We start from the raw sequence: 18,558 nt of genomic DNA, 5'->3' as shown, positions 1-18,558 counted from the left end.
ATGGAGCTGATGGTAAGCCTTAACGGGGTAAAAGTAGGTACACTGTTAAAAGATAAGAACGGTGGGCTTCATTTTGCTTATACCGAACATTGGATGAAGCGCGCAGGCGCACGCCCTATTTCTTTGTCGTTACCTATTACAAAGCAAAAATACTCTGGCGATCTCGTTTATAACTTCTTTGATAACTTGCTTCCCGACAATCCATCCATACGAAATAAAATACAAGCTAGATTCAATGTAGGCTCTGGACATGCGTTCGATCTTTTAGCGGCGATAGGCAAAGATTGTGTGGGTGCTATTCAATTATCTTCAGAACAACCTGAGTCCGCACAACAACTAAACTACAGGGTGTTGTCAGATTTAGACGTTGAGAAGTTATTGCAAGGCTACAAACATACAGCGCTTGGAATGGAAAATGACGATGATGACTTTCGGATTTCAATTGCTGGCGCTCAAGAAAAAACTGCGCTGCTTAAAATTGGCCTACAATGGACGAAGCCGACGGGCTCAACACCAACAAGTCACATAATGAAATTACCCATGGGCGAGTTACCGCAAGTGGGTATCGATTTAACCGATAGCTGTGAGAACGAATTTATTTGCCTAGAGCTGGCGAGAGCCTTTGAATTTAATGTGGCTAATTCAGAGGTGCTTTATTTTGGCGATCAGAAAGTTTTAAGCGTTGAACGCTTTGACCGTAAATATGCATCTGACGGTTCATGGCTCATGCGGTTGCCCCAAGAAGATTTTTGTCAGGCAATGGGCATTTCATCTGCTCAAAAATACCAATCTGATGGTGGCCCAGGAATAACAGACTGCCTAAATTTGCTCACGGCTTCGTCTAACGGGAAAGATAGAGAAACTTTTTTTAGGACTCAGATATTCTTTTGGCTAATTGCTGCTATTGACGGCCATGGTAAGAATTTTAGCGTGTTTTTAGAGCCTGAAAACACATATAGAATGACCCCTATGTACGACGTCTTGTCGGCGTTTCCTGTTATGACTAAAAAAGCCTTACAGCCACAAAAGATCAAGATGGCCATGTCTTTAAAAGGCAAAAACACTCACTGGAAATGGAACGATATTCAGCCTCGTCATTTTGTATCGACTGCAGTTCAGGTGAAATACCCCTCAGACAAAGCTGCATTGCACTACGAATACTTTGTCGATAATGTTGAAAACGCGATTGCTAAAGTCGAAGGTAAAATTCCCGATAACTTTCCACCCTACGTAGCGGAGGCAATTTTTTCCGGATTGAGAAAGCAAGCCTCTAAAAAGTTGTTATAAATAGCTAGAGATTAAGCGCAGCTACCTTGACCAGTTGCTCTGATAAAGTTCGACACGAGAATTCGAGGAAAATGGCGCACCCGACAGGATTCGAACCTGTGACCTTCGCCTCCGGAGGGCGACGCTCTATCCAGCTGAGCTACGGGTGCATTGAAAATGGCTTAATATGATAAAAATTTAACCTGTTCTAAGGGAATAAGAACGTGGTGTGATTAAACTTCCTGCTTAAGCGCGGCGTAATAATACTTAGGCCATGGGCTCGCATCAACTGGTTTGTGTAATTCTCTTACTTTAATAGGTTTTGAAGGTACTTTATCCCTACTTTTTATAGGTAATTGGTAGCAAATAGTTGTTCGGGCTTGAATTCCCGTTATAATCTGGCCAGTTATACTTTAATTTAAAGTTCATGATTGCCTGGAGACAGATGTGAAATTGAAAACCTGGTTTATTGTTGCAGCTACAGCACTTACTGTGTTTGCAGCGCAAGCACAAGAAATGAGTAACGACGATATTGCTAACCGTATTAAACCGGTTGGTCAGATACACGTAGCTGGCGCGGAAGCTGCTGGTCCTGCTGCTGCAGGTGGTGGTGCTAAGTCGGGTGAAGATGTTTATAACTCTGCCTGTGTAGCATGTCACAGTTCTGGTGTGCTTGGTGCACCTAAAGTTCACGTAGCCGCTGATTGGCAGCCGCGTTTAGACGAAAAAGGCCTAGATGGCGTATGGCAAAATGCCCTTAACGGTATTAACGCTATGCCACCTCGTGGTACCTGTGCTTCGTGCTCTGATGATGAAATTAAAGCCGCAATTGAGTACATGATTGAGGGTATCTAACCCTTTTCATTTACAAACAATGCGTTGGAAAAAGTAGCGTTTTTGTAGTAGATCGGGTAGTTTAACCGCATCTAAAAATAGCGTTTTTTACTTGCCGGCGAGCGGAATGTCATCAGATTCAACGCAATATGAGTTGTCAGAAGAAGAGCTGCGGGAAATTATACCGCAGCTTCAACAACTCACTAATAAATATAAGCGTGCTGAACGTGTTCAGAAAGCGCTATTCGACATTTCCGAGCTTGCAAGTTCTGTTAGTCACCTAAACCGCCTTTATACCGCTATTCATGAAATCATTGCCGACTTCATGAACGCCGATAACTTCTTTGTTGCCTTCTACGAACAAGACAGTCAAATTGTCGACTTCGCTTATTTCGTTGACGAGTTCGACGAACAAACCGTAAAGCAATTACCTGCCGATTCATTAATGGGTGGTATGACGGGTTTTATACTGCGTACCGGTCAGCACTTATTTTATAAGCGTGAAGAAGAAGAAGTTTTTGCTGAAGATCACGGCATTAAGCTAGTAGGTTCGCAGCCTTATGAGCTGCTTGGGGTTCCACTTAAACGTGGCAGCCAAGTGATTGGCGCTATGGTCGTTCAAACCTACGATGAAGGTGTGCATTACACTCAAGAAGACTTAGAAGTACTCTTGTTTGTTTCTCAGCACATTGTTACTACGGTAGACCGGGTTAAAAACCGCGAGTTAACCGAACGTACCATTCGTGAACGTACTCGCCAGCTTCGAAAAATTAATGATGACCTTCAGGAAGAAATTCTTGAGCGCCAAAAGGTAGAGTCGTTACAACAAGCCTTATTTGAAATTTCTGAGTTAGCAGCTAATTTAGAAGGCGATATGTCGGTCTTCTATTCTAGCTTGCACGAAATTCTGGCCCGCCTTATCAGCGCGCCAAACTGCTTTATCTCTATTATTGATGAACCGAAACAAATGCTGGAGTTTCCGTACTTCAGTGATGTTGAATACACCGACGCTGAAGCTAGGCCTATGGGGTTGGGGTTAACGGAATTTGTACTGCGCACAGGTCAAGCTGAACTGATTAACCCGCCACGGGTATTAGAACTTGCCGAAGCGGGTGAAATTGATGTGTCGGTTGCCCAAAGTATGCTTAATAGCGCTAACTCGTGGTTGGGTTCGCCTCTAGTGGTAGATGGTGAAGTATTTGGTGTTATTGCAGTGCAAACCTACGGTAAGCATGCAAAATATACAGCGCGAGACTTAGAGTTACTGCGCTTTGTATCACACCACATTGCAGTAACCATGGAGCGTAAGCGCAGTACTGAAGAAATTCATCGCCATAACAGCGAACTAGAGCTTAGAGTTGCTGCGCGTACCGCCGAGCTTGATAGAGCCAACAAATACTTAAAACAGCAAATTGAAGAGCGTAAAGAAATTGAGCTTAAGCTTATTCACGACGCCCATCACGATTCACTTACCGACCTGCCAAATAGGTCGATGTTTACCAGCCGCCTTGAATTAGCTATTGCCAGCAAGCAGCGTTATACCGAAAACTACTTTGCGGTTTTGTTTATCGACCTAGACAGGTTCAAAATGATAAACGATACCCTAGGCCATCATGCTGGCGATGAGTTTTTGGTAGAAGTGGCTAGGCGTATTGCTCTGTGTATTCGCGGGCACGATTTACTGGCTCGCTTAGGCGGTGATGAATTTGTTGTTCTGTTAGATAACTTTGAAGATTTAACCGATGTGCAAGAAGTGGCTTCGCGCATTATTAACTCTATTTCAGAGCCTTTCATATTAGAAAACCGAGAAATGTACTCGGGTGCCAGTATTGGTATTGCTAATTTAGAGTCGTATTATCGCAGTGCCGATGAAGTATTGCGTGATGCTGATGCAGCTATGTATCAGGCGAAAACATTGGGCCGTGGCCGATTTGTTATGTTTGATAAAAGCATGCGCGATCGCCTTATTGAAGAGCTTGAGTTAGAAAACGAATTTCGCCGTGCTTTGCGTGATGAAGAATTCGAGTACTTCTTGCAGCCTGTTCTAGATTTAAGAGACAACTCAACGCTTTACAACGAAATGTATGTGCGTTGGAGCCATCCGGTATTTGGTAAAATAGCCCGAGAGCAGTTCCGCCAAGTAGCAGAACAAAGCGGCTTAACTTTAGATTTAGACATGTTTCAGTTACAAAAAGCCTGTGAGCTATTGGCCCATGCTAAAAAGACTGGCCAAGACACGGGCCGTATTGCGGTGAACGTTTCTATTATTCATTTGCTGCAAGCATCTATGGTGAACCAAATGATTTCGCTAATAGCCGATCATAATATATCGCCAGATAAACTTGTTTTTGAATTTGATGAAAATGATTTAAACCGTCGTTCGCAGTTTATATTGCCTGCCATCAAGAAGTTAAAACGTGCTGGAGTGACTTTAGTGCTAGATAACTTTGGTAGTGGGTTAGCGTCGCTTAGTTACTTATTTGCATATCCATTCGATTACATCAAAATTGACCACAGATTTGTGCGTTCTCTGCCTCGTTCACAGCGTAACCTTAAGCTTATTCAGTCGGTCATGCTTATTTCAGAGCACCTTAAATTTAAGGTCATTGCCGAAGGGGTAGATTCTCCTGCACAGCTAAATGCACTTACCGACATTGAGTGTAATTACGCCCAAGGTAAAGTGCTTACTCGCGCTACTGTACTTGATATGAAACAGCTAGCTGGCTAGCTGTCTAGCTAAGCCTAGCGGTTTGTTGCTATCTTCCCCTGCTAATTATCACTAACGCCTTTTAATTTAGATTAAAAGGCGTAGTTTGCTGCAGGCTTGTATTACCTTACGGGCTTAGGCCCATAGCCCTCCGCGCTATTTCTTACCTAGCATATCTCTTAAGTTGGCAATACTGCTTTGGCCTTTTTGCTGTCGTACCTCGGCACTTTCTTTCGGCTTTTGGTTTTCCCATTGAAGGTCATCTATGGGTAGCTCGTACAAGAAGCGGCTTGGTTCGGGGTTTATAACTTCACCGAACTGGCGGCGCTCTTTGGCTAGGCTGAAAATAAGCTCTCGCTGCGCGCGGGTAATGCCTACATACGCAAGGCGGCGCTCTTCTTCTACGTTGTCTTCATCTACACTGCTTTGATGGGGTAACAAGCCCTCTTCCATCCCCACTAAGAACACAATTGGAAACTCTAGCCCTTTAGACGCGTGCAGCGTCATTAGCTGAACTTGGTCGCCATCGCCGTCATCTTCGCCCCGCTCCATCATGTCACGCAAGATAAGGCGGTTCACTACTTCGGTAAGGTTCATGGGGCTATCAAGCTCGTTGCCTTCTAGCATGTCGGTTACCCAGCCAAACAACGTACTTACGTTCGCCATGCCCATTTCTGCCGCTTTAGGGCTGGCGCTTTGTTCGTATAACCACTCTTCGTAGCTCATCGATTTGATCATGCCTCGAAGGGCATCTTTAGTGTCGCCACGAGTCGCATTGTCAGATACTTCTACTATCCAGCGGGCAAACCCCGATACAGCATCGTATGCTCTATCCGACAACACGCTGTTTAAATTAGGGTGAGTGGCCGCTTCAAACATTGGCACGCCTAAGCTGTTCGCGAAGTTACCTAGCTTTTCTAATGTAACGCGCCCGATGCCGCGACTTGGGGTATTAATTACTCGTAGTAAGGCGTTGTCGTCATCTTGATTCACCAGCAATCGCAAGTAAGCCATAATGTCTTTTACTTCGGTACGCCCGAAGAACGACATACCGCCGCTAATTTTATATGGAATACGGTTACTCATTAATAGCTTTTCGAACAAGCGGCTTTGATGATTCCCTCGGTACAAAATAGCGTAGTCTTTAAACTTAGTACGGTTCATAAACTTGTGCGCCAGCAGTTCTGCTACCACTCGTTCAGCTTCATGTTCTTCGTTTTTCGCTTCTATAACTCTAAGCGGTTCGCCGTATTGCAGTTCAGAGAACAGTGTTTTGTCGAACAGATGCGGGTTGTTCTGAATAAGAATGTTAGCGCAATGCAGTATTCGCCCTGAAGAGCGGTAATTCTGCTGAAGCTTAATAACGTTCAAGCGCGGAAAATCTTGCTGTAGCAAATTTAAGTTTTGTGGCTTGGCACCGCGCCATGAATAAATAGACTGGTCGTCGTCGCCTACCACGGTAAAACGCGAACGCTCACCTACCAATAGCTTTACCAGTTCGTACTGGCTGGTGTTGGTATCTTGGTACTCATCCACCAGCAAATAACGAATTTTGTTTTGCCACTTGGCCCGTACGGTTTCACTGGTTTTTAATAGCAGTGTGGGCAATAAAATAAGGTCATCGAAATCTAGGGCGTTATAAGCGCGTAAGTTATCTTGATAACGCTTGTAAGCTTCTGCAAACTCTCGCTCACCGGTACTGGTTGCTTGTTTTAGTAATGCTTCGGGCAGCAGTAAGTCGTTTTTCCAGTTTGAAATGCAGCTTTGTAATAACGAAAGCTGATCTTTATCGCCATCTATCGTGTCTTCGGTTAAATCGGTTAACAGTGCCAACGAGTCTTTATCGTCGAACAATGAAAAACCAGGCTTTAAGCCTAGCTCTTTAATATGGCCTTTTATAATGGTTAGGCCCATGGTGTGAAAGGTACATACCTTTAAACCACGTGCTTCTGGCTTACCTAAGGTTTCAGCTACCCGCTCTTTCATTTCTCGAGCGGCTTTGTTGGTAAAGGTTACCGCTGCAATATACCGTGCTGGCATATCGCAATTTCTAACTAGGTGCGCAATTTTGTTGGTAATAACCCGAGTTTTACCACTGCCGGCGCCGGCTAATACTAAGCAGGGGCCAGACACAAAGGTGACAGCTGATTGTTGCGCATCGTTTAATTTCATCGCGTTCCTAAATTACGTTCCTAAAACCTAACAGGTGTAATGTGTGCCGTGCTTACTTCAAAGCGCCTTACGTTAAGGCTTGTTTTTGTTTAACGTGCTTTTTCATTGCAAGAAGTGGCGATACCGATAGAATAGAAGCCTATTCTAACGAAGCGCATTATAAGGGAAATCCATGTTGGATCCGAAAAAACTCGAAGATTTAGCGAAACAGATTGCTGACGCCGTACCACCGGGTGTGCGTAACATGGCTGAAGGCGCAGAAGGTAAAATTAAACAGGTTTTACAGTCGCAGCTTTCAAAACTTGATTTAGTCACTCGTGAAGAGTTCGATATTCAAAGCCAAGTACTTATTCGCACTCGCGAAAAGTTAGACGCAATGGAAGCTCGCATTGTTCAATTAGAAGCTAAAGCGGCAGAAGCGGCTAAATCTGAATAGCTAAACGCTAATTTCCACACTCCCTTGCATACACATCGCAATAACTCTATACAACGTATGTGATGCAAGGGGATGCTTACTTGCAAAGCCTTTAGCAAGCCAAGCTTTCTTGATTTACAAAAAGCCCTTAGCTTTCTTAATTTATAAAAAGCCCTCAGCTTTCACAAAGTGCCTCTTATCTTCCAAAAAGCTTAACCTATCCAAAAATTCGCGACTAAACCTAACGTAAAGACCAAGCCTACATAATGGTTTTCGATAAAAGCAGTAAAACACCCTTCTCGCTGCCGGTGCTTAATAAACTGGTACTGGCGATAAAACAACCCTGCCCCAATTATTAGCGATAGGTAATACGGCCAATGCGCTTCAATAGCCCCACCAATAAAGTATAAAATGGTTAGTGTAATAGCTTGAAGCCCAATAATAATGGGCACGTCGTACTTACCAAATAAAATGGCAGTAGATTTAACCCCTATTTCTAGGTCGTCGTCTCTGTCTACCATGGCATACATGGTGTCGTAAGCTACCGTCCATAATAGATTAGCCACAAACAGCCACCAGCCATACGCAGGTACGGTCTCAGACACCGCCATAAACGCCATCGGAATTGCCCATCCAAAGGCAGCGCCTAATACCACTTGTGGCAAGTGGGTGTAGCGTTTCATAAAGGGGTAACTAGCAGCTAGTAACAGTGCGATTACCGACAAGGCCACGGTTTGCCAATTCAGCATTAGCACTAATAAAAAGGCCAAGATAATTAGCCCAGCAAACAGGTTTAACGCTTGTTTAGGGGTAACTTCCCCTGTGGCTAATGGCCGCGTGGCGGTACGTTTTACACTGCCATCTACTTTTCTATCGGCGTAGTCGTTAATGACGCAGCCCGCTGAGCGCATCACTACCACGCCAGCGGTAAAGATAAGCGCTATGCCTATACTGGGTAAGCCTTCAGATGCCATAAGCAATGCCCAAAAGGTAGGCCAAAGCAGCAGATAAATACCCACAGGTTTGTCTAAACGCATCAGGCGAATATACGCAGATGGATGCAGTTTTATATGGTTGAGGTTCTGGGCTAAATTAAGATTCAGTGCCATTGTCGTACCTTGAATAATAAACGGGCGCCTCGGGTAAAAAAACTTCGGCCACTATCATACTGTCTTCACCTAACGTAAATAATGAGCGTCGGCCCCACAATTGTTGAGTGCGCTCAAAGCCTAGTGCCGTGGCAGGCAGTTGGCACAATTCAAACTCAGAGCGTATAAATCTAGCATCGTTAAACAGTCGCTTACCTAAGGGTTCACTGCCTAAGTTTGCTAACTCTGCATCAATCAAACGCTGAGGAATAACCGAACGGGCAAAAACCCAAGGAACGGTATTACCACATAACAGTACTTCACGAACTTGATATGGCATTGAGGGCTGAGTAGAAGGCTCACTAGCGGACTGATTAGAAAGCTGTGTGGATAACGTATTCGGAAGCCCTTTGGAAAGCAGTGTTTGCTCACTTTGATGCAGTGCTGTGGCGGCCTGCCCTAGCACAACTAGAGAAAACTGATGGCAAAGTGATTGTACACGCTCGGTTAACGAGCCTGTATCTAACAACCAATTTTTTAAATAAGGATTGTTACGGGGCGCACTGTCGGCTTGCATCCACTCTACGTTTAAGCCAACGGGAAAGCTGCTTGGAAAACTCACTACCAAATCTCTGTCATAAATTTAAGACGATAAAAAAGTATCATATCACTTGTTGGCTACTAGGTGGTTTATCTGATTGCGAATAGCTAGCATATTGATTTTACATATACCTTTGTACTTTTGCAGTAGTGTCATTAAGCTATGTTTTGCTACACTACAGCTTGATCATTTAATTTATTTGGTATCTTTGGCTCAAATCATGACAAAGTCACTTGCTTCACGTTTAATAGCTACCGCTTTATTGGTTAGTAGTGCTTTCACACCTGCATTTGCGCAAGAAAAAGCTAACTTTGCTTATCTTGGGCTAGAGCCTGATATTGTCACCAACTATATTGGTGAGTCTTCAAGAAAGCTGGGATACGTTCGCGTTACTGTTGAGCTTATGATTTACAAAGTTGAGCAGCTAGAAATTGCGGAACACCATATGCCGTTATTACGTGCTACAGCTATCGATATTTTTGGTAGTCAGCCTGAAGAAAAAGTGAAGTCGTTAACCGGCCGTGAAGATATTCGCCGCGCCATTTTAAAAGCACTTCAAGATCATATGAAGAAAGAAACCGGCGGCGAAATTATTAAAGACGTTATCTTTACCAAGTATTTATATCAGGGCTAAGTCAAGGCTAAGCAGGCGCCTATTGCCCCTGCTTTCGCTTATCAGCCCCTAAGCTTAATAACCCAGCCAACAAACAGCCGGTAATTAACCCTGCAGTATGTGCCGCATTGGCCATGTTTACCCACAATACGTCGGCAAAGCCCAATACTAACCACACCAACATAAAACCGATTACCGATTTAGGCAGCGACAAGCCCCACTGTGGCTTCAGCCAACCTAACCACCATACAAAGCCCATTACGGCGTATACCACGCCTGACAAGCCGCCAAAGAGCATTAAATTGCCCTGAACTGGCGTGGTAAACATGGCTTGAGCCACGTTCGATATAATGGCCGATAGCGCAAACACCACAAACAGCATGCTTTTACCAAAGGTGCTTTCTATTTTGGCGCCTAACATGCACCACCAAAGCAGATTGAAGATAATATGCAGTGCGCTGAAGTGAATAAACGCGGGCCCTAATAGCCTCCACCATTCATGGTTTTCGGCAAGTACACTTAACGGCTGCATGAGTAGGTGTTGCGCGATGGGGCTGAACAAACCTAGCAACGACAAACCATACACCAGCACACAAAGTACAAACACAATACTGGTTAAAGGTACCGATAATGCATTGCTGATGAACCCTTTCATATCGAACTGACGTGAAGGCACTAAATCAACGTTCTCGCCATGTTGCCAAGCAGCTTGCTGATATTTAGGATTGTTCGGTTGCTGAATAAATTCTTCAGTTATGGCGCGGGCTTTAAGTGCATCGTTGTCGTCTGCCAACAATACAACAAACTCATCACCCGCTTCAGTAGGCTTTACCGTGGCGGTGATATTCTGGCTACCTAAGTAGTTAGCCAGTAAATGCGCCACGCCTTGCTGACGAAAAGCAATTAAAGGATGGCTCACGAATTTTCAGACACCACAGACTGGCCTAATCGCCATGCTTCGAAACCACCGTCCATACTATAAACAGTATTAAAGCCTTGCTCAGCTATAACCTGTGCGGCTTGCTGACTGCTTACGCCGTGATAGCACACCACGACCACAGGGGTTTCTTTTGGCGTTTGTTCAACAAAAGCTGCGAAATTATCGTTATTTAACGGCTTAGCTTCTGGCATGTGACCATTGGCAAAAGATTGCGGGTCACGAATATCTACAATGGCGACATCGCCATTAAAGTTCGCTACGTCTTGTACACTAATGTGTGAAAATGCTGTCATTATTGCCAGTCCAGTATAACTTTGCCTGATTGTCCTGAACCCATGGTATCAAAACCCTTCTGAAAGTCATCTACAGAAAAGGTATGCGTGATGATTGGCGACAAATCTAAGCCGCTTTGTAGCAAACTTGCCATTTTGTACCAGGTTTCGAACATTTCACGACCGTAAATACCTTTGATTACTAACCCTTTAAAAATAACTTGGTTCCAATCAACCGATACATCTTGTGGCGGAATGCCGAGCATTGCCACTTTACCACCGTGATTCATTTTCTTTAGCATGTCGCGAAAGGCTACCGGTACGCCCGACATTTCAAGGCCAACATCAAAGCCTTCACTCATACCAAGCTCGTTCATCACGTCTTGCAGGTCTTCTTTGCTAACATCTACGGCGCGAGTTGCGCCCATCTTTCTAGCAAGCTCTAAGCGATACGGGTTGATGTCGGTGATAACCACATGGCGTGCACCAACGTGACGCGCCACTGCAGCTGCCATAATACCAATAGGACCAGCACCGGTAATTAATACATCTTCACCCACTAGGTCGAAGCTAAGGGCGGTGTGCACAGCATTCCCAAATGGGTCGAAAATAGACGCCAGTTCATCACTAATGTTGTCCGGTATTTTAAATGCGTTAAACGCAGGAATAACCAAATACTCTGCAAATGCGCCAGAACGGTTTACGCCAACGCCTTCGGTGTTACGGCATAAATGGCGACGGCCTGCACGACAATTTCTGCAGTGGCCGCACGTAATATGGCCTTCTCCAGACACCCTATCGCCGATAGCAAACCCGCGTACTTCTTGGCCCATGCCAACCACTTCACCTACGTACTCGTGGCCCACTACCATAGGTACAGGTATGGTTTGCTGCGACCATTCGTCCCAGTTGTAAATGTGCATATCGGTTCCGCAAATGGCGGTTTTACGAATTTTGATTAGTAAATCGTTATGGCCAACTTCAGGCTCTTGGGTATCTTGAAGCCATATGCCTTTTTCAGCTTTTGCTTTAACTAACGACTTCATGCAATGACTCCCATTTCACGGCCTACTTCAATAAATGCATCAATGGCTTTGTCTACGTGTTCAATAGAATGCCCAGCTGACATTTGGGTACGAATTCTGGCTTGGCCTTTTGGCACTACGGGGTATGAGAAACCAATCACGTAAATACCTTTTTCAAGTAGCTTGTCTGCCATGTCGCTAGCAACCCGTGCATCGCCAAGCATTACAGGAATAATAGCGTGATCTTTACCTGCAAGGGTAAAGCCTGCATCTTCCATACGAGAGCGGAAGTGGGCTGAATTGCGCCAAAGTTGTTCACGCAATGCTGCGCCGTCTTTCATCATCTCGAATACTTTCAGTGAAGCCGATACGATAGGTGGCGCAACAGAGTTTGAGAATAAGTACGGGCGAGAGCGCTGACGTAACCACTCAACCACTTCTTTTTTGCCTGACGTATAACCGCCAGATGCACCGCCCATCGCTTTGCCCAAAGTACCAGTGAGAATATCCACTCGGCCCATTACGTCGCAGTATTCATGACTACCTTTGCCGTTTTCGCCTAAAAAGCCCGTTGCGTGACAATCGTCTACCATCACAAGTGCATCGTATTTTTCAGCTAGGTCGCAGATGCCTGCAAGATTGGCAATAACACCGTCCATCGAGAACACGCCATCGGTGGCAATGACTTTAAATCGTGCGCCGTCGGCAATAGCTTGCTTAAGCTGATCTTCCAGTGAGTCCATGTCGTTATTGGCATAACGGTAGCGCTTAGCTTTACACAAACGAACACCGTCAATAATGCTAGCGTGGTTTAGCGCATCAGAAATAATAGCGTCTTCTGGGCCTAGCAAGGTTTCAAATAACCCGCCGTTGGCGTCAAAACAAGATGGGTACAAAATAGTATCTTCTGTACCAAGAAATGCGCTAATTTCAGTTTCTAGTTGCTTGTGAATATCTTGGGTACCACAAATAAAGCGCACCGAGGCCATACCAAACCCGTGGGTTTCAAGGCCACTTTTAGCGGCGGCAATAAGGTCGGGGTGATTCGCCAAGCCCAAGTAGTTATTCGCACAGAAGTTAATGACATGCTCGCCGTTGGCCACGTCTATATCTGCTTGTTGCTGTGAAGTAATAACGCGCTCTTTTTTATACAAGCCATCTTCTTTAGTGGCCGCAATTTGCGCTTGCAGGTGAGAGATAAATGCCGCTGACATGTCAGACTCCGAAATTGATAAAAATGTATTTTAAAGAAAGCGATATAAAGGTTACACAGGGAAGAGGGTGTTTTTACTTTATTAAAACACGTAGGTGTAAACTTTTTAGCACACTTGTAGATATAACAATGCGTTACTTGGCATTTTTTAGCTGTTTGGGCTATCGCTGGTAGCGATTAAACAGGCTGACTAGCTCGGGTTGTGTCCCATATGCCCATGTATACGTTTTTGCTTAGAGTGGTCCAAATATCTGGCTCTGGTATTGGGCGACCAATTAAGTACCCCTGCCCCATCTGACAATCAAAATGACATAACATTTCAAATTGCTCGGCTGTTTCAATACCTTCGGCAACAACTATCAAGCCCATGTTACGTACCATAGCGATAGTTGAATGCACAATATTTCTATCGTCGGCGTTATCCACAATATTAGCCACAAACGAACGGTCTATTTTAATAAAGTCGGCCGGTAAAGATTTTAAATAACTTAAAGAAGAGTAGCCGGTACCAAAATCATCGATAGCTAATGTGCACCCCATATCACGAATTTTACGCATAATAGCGGTGGCTCGATCAATATCTGTCACCAATACGGTCTCGGTTAGCTCTAAACATACCTGAGATGGCGAAATATCGTTACGAATAATTTGTTGCTGAAGAAAGTCAGGCAGACTTGGGTCTAAAAATTGCCCCGCAGACAAGTTTATCGCCAATTTGATATTGGGGTAACCGTTCGCGTTAAGCTCTCTAATTAAGTACGTTGCTTTCGCTATTACCCAGTAATCTAATTCCAGCATAAACGAGGTATTTTCTAGCGGTGGAATAAAGTCGGCCGGTGATATATGCCCCTTTTCAGGATGATACCAACGCAGCAATGCCTCAAACCCTATCAATTCGTTGGTACGAAGGTCAATTTGTGGCTGCAGCGCTAAGCTAAATTGGCTCTCTCTTAACGCCACCCGCGCTTCAGCTTCAAGCTCCACTTTCTTCATGGCTTTTAAGTTCATGGTGGCATCATAAACTCTAAAGGCCGCCCCTTTTTTCGATTTAGCTTCATACATGGCTATATCTGCATGGCGCAGTAACTCCACAGGCGTAGCTCTTGAAAGACGACTAACCGCTACCCCTATGCTGATGGAAACATAGAATTCCATGTCATCGACTACAATAGGCTGAGAAAACTCTTCAATAATCTTCTCTGCCACTCGCTCTACTTGTTCTTTGTTATCTACATTCGACAGCAAAACCACAAATTCATCGCCGCCGAATCGCGTGGCTATATCGGTTTCTCTAAGAGGGCGTGATATTCGCATAGCCGCAGCTTTTAACAGCCTGTCGCCAACATCGTGCCCATAACTGTCGTTAACCTTTTTGAAATCGTCTAGGTCCATGAACATCAGCGCCACTAACTTATCGTCTCGGGTTGAGTGTGCCAGCAAATTCTCAATTTGAAACGTTAGCATATTCCGATTTGGCAGGCCGGTAAGTACATCGAACATGGCCATTTTTTCAAGCTTGGCGGTATTAACAGCCATTTGGCCATCAAAGTCTTCAAGCTGTTTGGCTAGTGCATTTGCAGCATCTTCTACTACATCGAGCTCATCATTCAATCGCCACAGCGATGGCCGCTGCCTTTTTTCAACGAGTTTGTGATATTCGTTGAATTTATGATCGGCAAGCATGGGCAAGCGCTCACTAATACCCAGAAGCCGTATTCGGTATTGATTCAGAAATAGTCTTAGCAACAATGCAAATACAATAAACAACACAATTGCGCTAACAATAACCAGTAACTCGTACTGCTCTGTTTGCTGCACAAGTGCAGTAATGTCCTGCACTACCATCAAATAGGGTTGTTCGGATAAAGCATGAGGAAAAGGTAACAAACTGACCGAAAGCTCTTTGCCTTGAAATGACACACGCAGCCCTTTCACCACCAGCTTTTCTACGCTCCAGTCTTGTGGAAATGTGGCAATGAGTTCGGTTAAGTAATCTTGATTCAGTTGAGATAGTTGGCTAGATAGGGTTAGATTTGGCACACTGGCTTCGTCTTGCTTATGCTGTACCATTACTATCTTGTGTGCATCGGTAGAGCGATTAAATAGCGACAGCAGTTCTCGCATTGAGGCTGACAGAATAACCACAGGTACCACGTCATCATCGGTCATAATCGGAACGGACAAATAATGGGTGCAAACAAGGTCACAATGGATGAGCGCTCTACTATCGAGAGAATGCTGCGTGCTTCGCACTAATTTTACGATAAAATCTTTTATCGGCGTTTCCTGCTCACCTACAACACCGTTTTGGTCAAATAGATACATCCTTTCAACATGAAAATTCAACATCAAGTACTCTTGATTTCGTTGAAGATTTTCATAGAAACCATCTAAACTATCATGTTCCATCATTTCTACATGACTAAACATGTCCACCCACAACACCATCCGGTTATGCAAGATATCTTCAAAAAGTTGTAGCCTTCGCTGGTTTATTAATCGCTCTTCTTGCTGCTGAAAAACCAAGCTAGAATCGGCTTCTCGTATGAGCATCATTGAAATAACTATGGTGACTGTAAGCACCATCGCCAGCAGTATGACGATGGTTTTAGTGGTGAAAGACATCTCCACTTTCATGGGAGTACCTAGAACCAATACATCAATTGTACTGACCACATACGCCAGTGTTTATCACTACGATCTTTAATGTTGGGATCTAACAGGCTTACCGCTCTTGTCGCGCCTTCTACCCAATGATGTTCTGCTTGAATACGCCAACCAGGTGCAAAATCCCAGCGACCGCCTACGGCTACCGTATCTACGTAACCAAAATAAGCAGGGATTTGTCCGAAGCTATTTTCCTCAAGTTGTTTACCGTTAGGATCAGATACGTCATTAACGTAAGTATCGTAGCTAATTAGCCCACTTACTTGGCTATTGAATAGATAGCGAAACTGAACGAACCCTCCTTCGGCAGTTCTTTTATCCCGGAAGTTTGGCGCAAAAAGCCCTTCCGAGTCTTGTAGCTCTTTAAGGATTTCAGAGCTCAACTCCCAGTTTTCACTGAAATATTGTGCAGACAGCATGAATCGGCGTATGTTGGCTTGACCATCAAACCGATTATCGACATCTGAGGCTTCGTAGGTAAAGTCTGATTCAAGCCAGCTAAGCCCTACTTTCCAAGCCATGGTAGAAGGCTGCCAAAATACGCTGAATTGATGGACAAAATCTTGTTCAATCTCGCCTAGCGCGACCTTCCCCAAAAGGAAATTTTTCTGCGCTTCGTTAATATCAGAACTACCATAGCTCCAATTTACTTCCCAAATATTGTCATTCGAATATTTCTTGAAACTAGTTTGAATACCGTCGCTACCAAGTGCCACATCGCGAAAGCTGTCAAAGTAAACTGATTGTGGAAGTACCGCAGTATCTCGTGTTTGAGGAACATCTCGGGTAACCGAATACAACCAATGCCTATTTTTGAAGCGCCCTAAATGAACTTGCCCCTGCCAACCTCCAATGTCAGCAATTGACCAATCGAGGAAGAGGTAATCTATTCGAGTGCCTTGTTCAAATCTATTTCCACCATCTAGATAAACCACTTGCCCAGCTAACGACAAATTACTGGTTAAACGGTAATGGCCATTTATACCTATTTCAGTTAGCTCACCAGTAATATTGTTATCAGACGTAATAAAGTTACTATCAATAGATTGGGTTAGCCCTTGGGAAATATAGCCATGCCAATTAAACCTAGGCGCTTCATCTGCATAGACTGCGCGACAACCCAAGATGAACAATGCGGAACAATATAGCGTTGTGAATATATGCTTTTTCATCGTTCACGTACCTCAAGTTGATGCCCCTTTATTATTTTCCCACTCGTGACATAGCCAATGGCGCCGGAAGTACTTTCTACCATTTCAATTAGTTTAGCCTGTGATTCAGCTCGAGTAGGGGTTACCCCTTGACCAGAGTAGGTGAGCTGGTCCCATAAACGAGATAATTGATAAGGAAACATTTGCAGCGTTTCACGACAAAACGTTTTGTGCAGCCCGTTCTCATCTTCTAAAACGAAAACATGAATTTTCTTACCGTCTTCCCAATATTGAAGATGGCCCGTAAATATTTGTCGCAATTGAGAACGTGTAAGTGAATGAGTTTCCACAGATTCGCTAGCAACAACAATGACGTTGTCTGCGCGTACAACGGGGCACCACACTAAAAGTAGTATACCGATTAGGCTTAACGTGTAAGCAGAGTGACCTACGAATACACGTGATTGCCTCATCAACTTGAGTATCGTCACCAAAGGGCGAGCTCCCTGTCGTCTATATTTGTGTCACGGCTAGGCTAAGTGTAGATAACGGTTAGAAGATTTTCCTGAAAATAGTCAGTATTCGTTAAAGCACTGCGTTTATTTGTGCAAATACTGCTTCGCTGGTAATACCTTCCATAAGGTTATCGCCCTTAGCGCGAATTCCCCAAGGTAGATTTTGCCACTTTTTGCCTTTTTGTTTAGCTATACATTCGTCGTAAATTGACACCGTGTGGTCTATATCATTATACGGGCCCGTTCTGATGGGGTTAGAATGAGCGTATAAGCCAATGACAGGCGTATGAACCGTGGTGGCCATATGCGCAGGACCGGTATCAGGGGCAATAACTAAGCTGGCATGTTTAAGTAATACTAATAGTTGATGAAGGCTGGTTTTCCCAGTGAAGTTAGCTTTAATATTAGGCTGGAAAGCTAAAATGGCATTGGCAGTAGTTTTATCCAGCTCGCCTGGCCCACCCACCAATATCACCGTTTTACCTTTATTTGATAGGTAGTTTGCAGTTTCAGCATATCGCTCTGGTAGCCAGTTTCGTTCTGCTTTGCTGGCCGCTGGGGCAATAACTACATACTCGCCTAGCGCTGCGGCCTGCTCTTCGCCCCAGCGTTCGTCTTCTTCGCTGATAGGAATATTCCACGAGGGTGTGTCGACTTTCGGTACACCAAGGGCATCTGCAAAGTCCATAAAACCGTCAAGCACATGAGAGTGTTGGCGTGGTGCTACTCGCTCATTAGCAAATAACCAATGCAGTTCTTTGCTTCTAGCCCAGTCGAAACCGATTCGGCGCTTCGCCTTTATGACTCTAGAGGCCATGTTCGCGCGCAAGGCAACTTGCATCATAAGCAGTGCGTCGAAGGTCTCACCTTTTACAGCGTTTTTTAAGTGTTCAACCGCCGCCTTGCCTTGTTTTTTATCGAAAATGATAAAACGCACATTCGGCATTAGTTTAACCAGTTGATACTCTACCTTGCCAATGACCCAAGTTAACTCAGCGTCAGGCCAATGGGTTTGAATACGTGTTACCATAGCGGCTGCATGGCACACATCACCAATAGCAGATAGACGCATTAAGCAA

General features: G+C 44.4%; 16 protein-coding genes and 1 tRNA gene. 5 read left to right on the top strand and 12 right to left on the bottom strand.

The window, feature by feature from the left end; all coding sequences use genetic code 11:
• Positions 1 to 1,287, top strand: coding sequence for a type II toxin-antitoxin system HipA family toxin (locus Q4561_RS05425; protein WP_303458187.1), 1,287 nt, complete (start codon positions 1 to 3; stop codon positions 1,285 to 1,287).
• 72 nt (positions 1,288 to 1,359) lie between these two features.
• On the opposite strand, the gene Q4561_RS05420 is transcribed toward Q4561_RS05425, so the two are convergent.
• Positions 1,360 to 1,436 (bottom strand) — tRNA-Arg (locus tag Q4561_RS05420).
• 277 nt (positions 1,437 to 1,713) lie between these two features.
• On the opposite strand from Q4561_RS05420, the gene Q4561_RS05415 reads away from it, so the two are divergent.
• Together Q4561_RS05415 and Q4561_RS05410 are read left to right on the top strand one after the other, a co-directional pair.
• Complete coding sequence (locus tag Q4561_RS05415) at positions 1,714 to 2,121, top strand: cytochrome c5 family protein (protein ID WP_013786129.1); 408 nt, start codon at positions 1,714 to 1,716, stop codon at positions 2,119 to 2,121.
• A 106-nt stretch (positions 2,122 to 2,227) separates the two neighbouring features.
• Positions 2,228 to 4,828 (top strand): GGDEF domain-containing protein, encoded by a 2,601-nt coding sequence (locus Q4561_RS05410; protein WP_303458185.1) that lies wholly within the window; start codon positions 2,228 to 2,230, stop codon positions 4,826 to 4,828.
• A gap of 135 nt (positions 4,829 to 4,963) precedes the next feature.
• Here the strand turns inward: Q4561_RS05410 and rep are convergent, their stop codons facing one another.
• Positions 4,964 to 6,979 (bottom strand): DNA helicase Rep, encoded by a 2,016-nt coding sequence (gene rep / locus Q4561_RS05405; RefSeq protein ID WP_303458183.1) that lies wholly within the window; start codon positions 6,977 to 6,979, stop codon positions 4,964 to 4,966.
• A 172-nt stretch (positions 6,980 to 7,151) separates the two neighbouring features.
• Between rep and Q4561_RS05400 the strand changes: the two genes are divergently transcribed.
• Entirely contained in the window at positions 7,152 to 7,415 is a 264-nt protein-coding gene (locus Q4561_RS05400; RefSeq protein ID WP_303458182.1) for an accessory factor UbiK family protein, read from the top strand.
• A gap of 191 nt (positions 7,416 to 7,606) precedes the next feature.
• Here the strand turns inward: Q4561_RS05400 and ubiA are convergent, their stop codons facing one another.
• Together ubiA and Q4561_RS05390 are read right to left on the bottom strand one after the other, a co-directional pair.
• Positions 7,607 to 8,464 carry a 4-hydroxybenzoate octaprenyltransferase gene (gene ubiA / locus Q4561_RS05395; RefSeq protein ID WP_368411521.1) on the bottom strand — a complete coding sequence of 286 codons (858 nt, stop codon included), beginning with the start codon at positions 8,462 to 8,464 and terminating at the stop codon, positions 7,607 to 7,609.
• A gap of 22 nt (positions 8,465 to 8,486) precedes the next feature.
• Positions 8,487 to 9,104: a chorismate lyase gene (locus Q4561_RS05390; protein ID WP_303458180.1), complete on the bottom strand. Its 618-nt coding sequence runs from the start codon at positions 9,102 to 9,104 to the stop codon at positions 8,487 to 8,489.
• A 199-nt stretch (positions 9,105 to 9,303) separates the two neighbouring features.
• Between Q4561_RS05390 and Q4561_RS05385 the strand changes: the two genes are divergently transcribed.
• Positions 9,304 to 9,717 (top strand): flagellar basal body-associated protein FliL, encoded by a 414-nt coding sequence (locus Q4561_RS05385; protein WP_303458179.1) that lies wholly within the window; start codon positions 9,304 to 9,306, stop codon positions 9,715 to 9,717.
• A 19-nt stretch (positions 9,718 to 9,736) separates the two neighbouring features.
• On the opposite strand, the gene glpG is transcribed toward Q4561_RS05385, so the two are convergent.
• The 8 genes from glpG to Q4561_RS05345 form a co-directional block, all read right to left on the bottom strand.
• On the bottom strand, positions 9,737 to 10,615 hold the full coding sequence (gene glpG, locus Q4561_RS05380) for a rhomboid family intramembrane serine protease GlpG (RefSeq protein WP_303458177.1): 879 nt from the start codon (positions 10,613 to 10,615) through the stop codon (positions 9,737 to 9,739).
• On the bottom strand, positions 10,612 to 10,929 hold the full coding sequence (gene glpE / locus Q4561_RS05375; RefSeq protein ID WP_013786137.1) for a thiosulfate sulfurtransferase GlpE: 318 nt from the start codon (positions 10,927 to 10,929) through the stop codon (positions 10,612 to 10,614). The genes glpG and glpE overlap by 4 nt, the downstream gene beginning before the upstream one ends.
• Positions 10,929 to 11,954, bottom strand: a complete 1,026-nt coding sequence (gene tdh, locus Q4561_RS05370) for an L-threonine 3-dehydrogenase (RefSeq protein WP_013786138.1) — start codon at positions 11,952 to 11,954, stop codon at positions 10,929 to 10,931. Before tdh ends, glpE begins: the two co-directional genes overlap by 1 nt.
• Positions 11,951 to 13,147: a glycine C-acetyltransferase gene (kbl, locus tag Q4561_RS05365; RefSeq protein WP_303458175.1), complete on the bottom strand. Its 1,197-nt coding sequence runs from the start codon at positions 13,145 to 13,147 to the stop codon at positions 11,951 to 11,953. The genes tdh and kbl overlap by 4 nt, the downstream gene beginning before the upstream one ends.
• 176 nt (positions 13,148 to 13,323) lie before the next feature.
• Positions 13,324 to 15,783, bottom strand: coding sequence for a bifunctional diguanylate cyclase/phosphodiesterase (locus Q4561_RS05360; protein WP_303458173.1), 2,460 nt, complete (start codon positions 15,781 to 15,783; stop codon positions 13,324 to 13,326).
• Positions 15,784 to 15,791: 8 nt separating this feature from the next.
• A complete protein-coding gene (locus Q4561_RS05355; RefSeq protein WP_303458172.1) occupies positions 15,792 to 16,985 on the bottom strand; it encodes a hypothetical protein in 1,194 nt (397 codons plus the stop codon).
• Entirely contained in the window at positions 16,982 to 17,455 is a 474-nt protein-coding gene (locus Q4561_RS05350) for a substrate-binding domain-containing protein (RefSeq protein ID WP_303458170.1), read from the bottom strand. Before Q4561_RS05350 ends, Q4561_RS05355 begins: the two co-directional genes overlap by 4 nt.
• A gap of 94 nt (positions 17,456 to 17,549) precedes the next feature.
• The gene (locus tag Q4561_RS05345) at positions 17,550 to 18,551 is read right to left on the bottom strand and encodes a glycosyltransferase family 9 protein (protein WP_303458168.1); all 1,002 of its coding nucleotides are present in this window, start codon (positions 18,549 to 18,551) and stop codon (positions 17,550 to 17,552) included.
• Positions 18,552 to 18,558 lie beyond the last annotated feature (7 nt).

Origin of the sequence: Alteromonas sp. 1_MG-2023, from assembly GCF_030547075.1 — a bacterium.
Taxonomy (GTDB): Bacteria; Pseudomonadota; Gammaproteobacteria; order Enterobacterales; family Alteromonadaceae; genus Alteromonas.
Note: the sequence above shows the minus strand (reverse complement) of the source record. Positions and strands in the feature narration are given on the sequence as shown.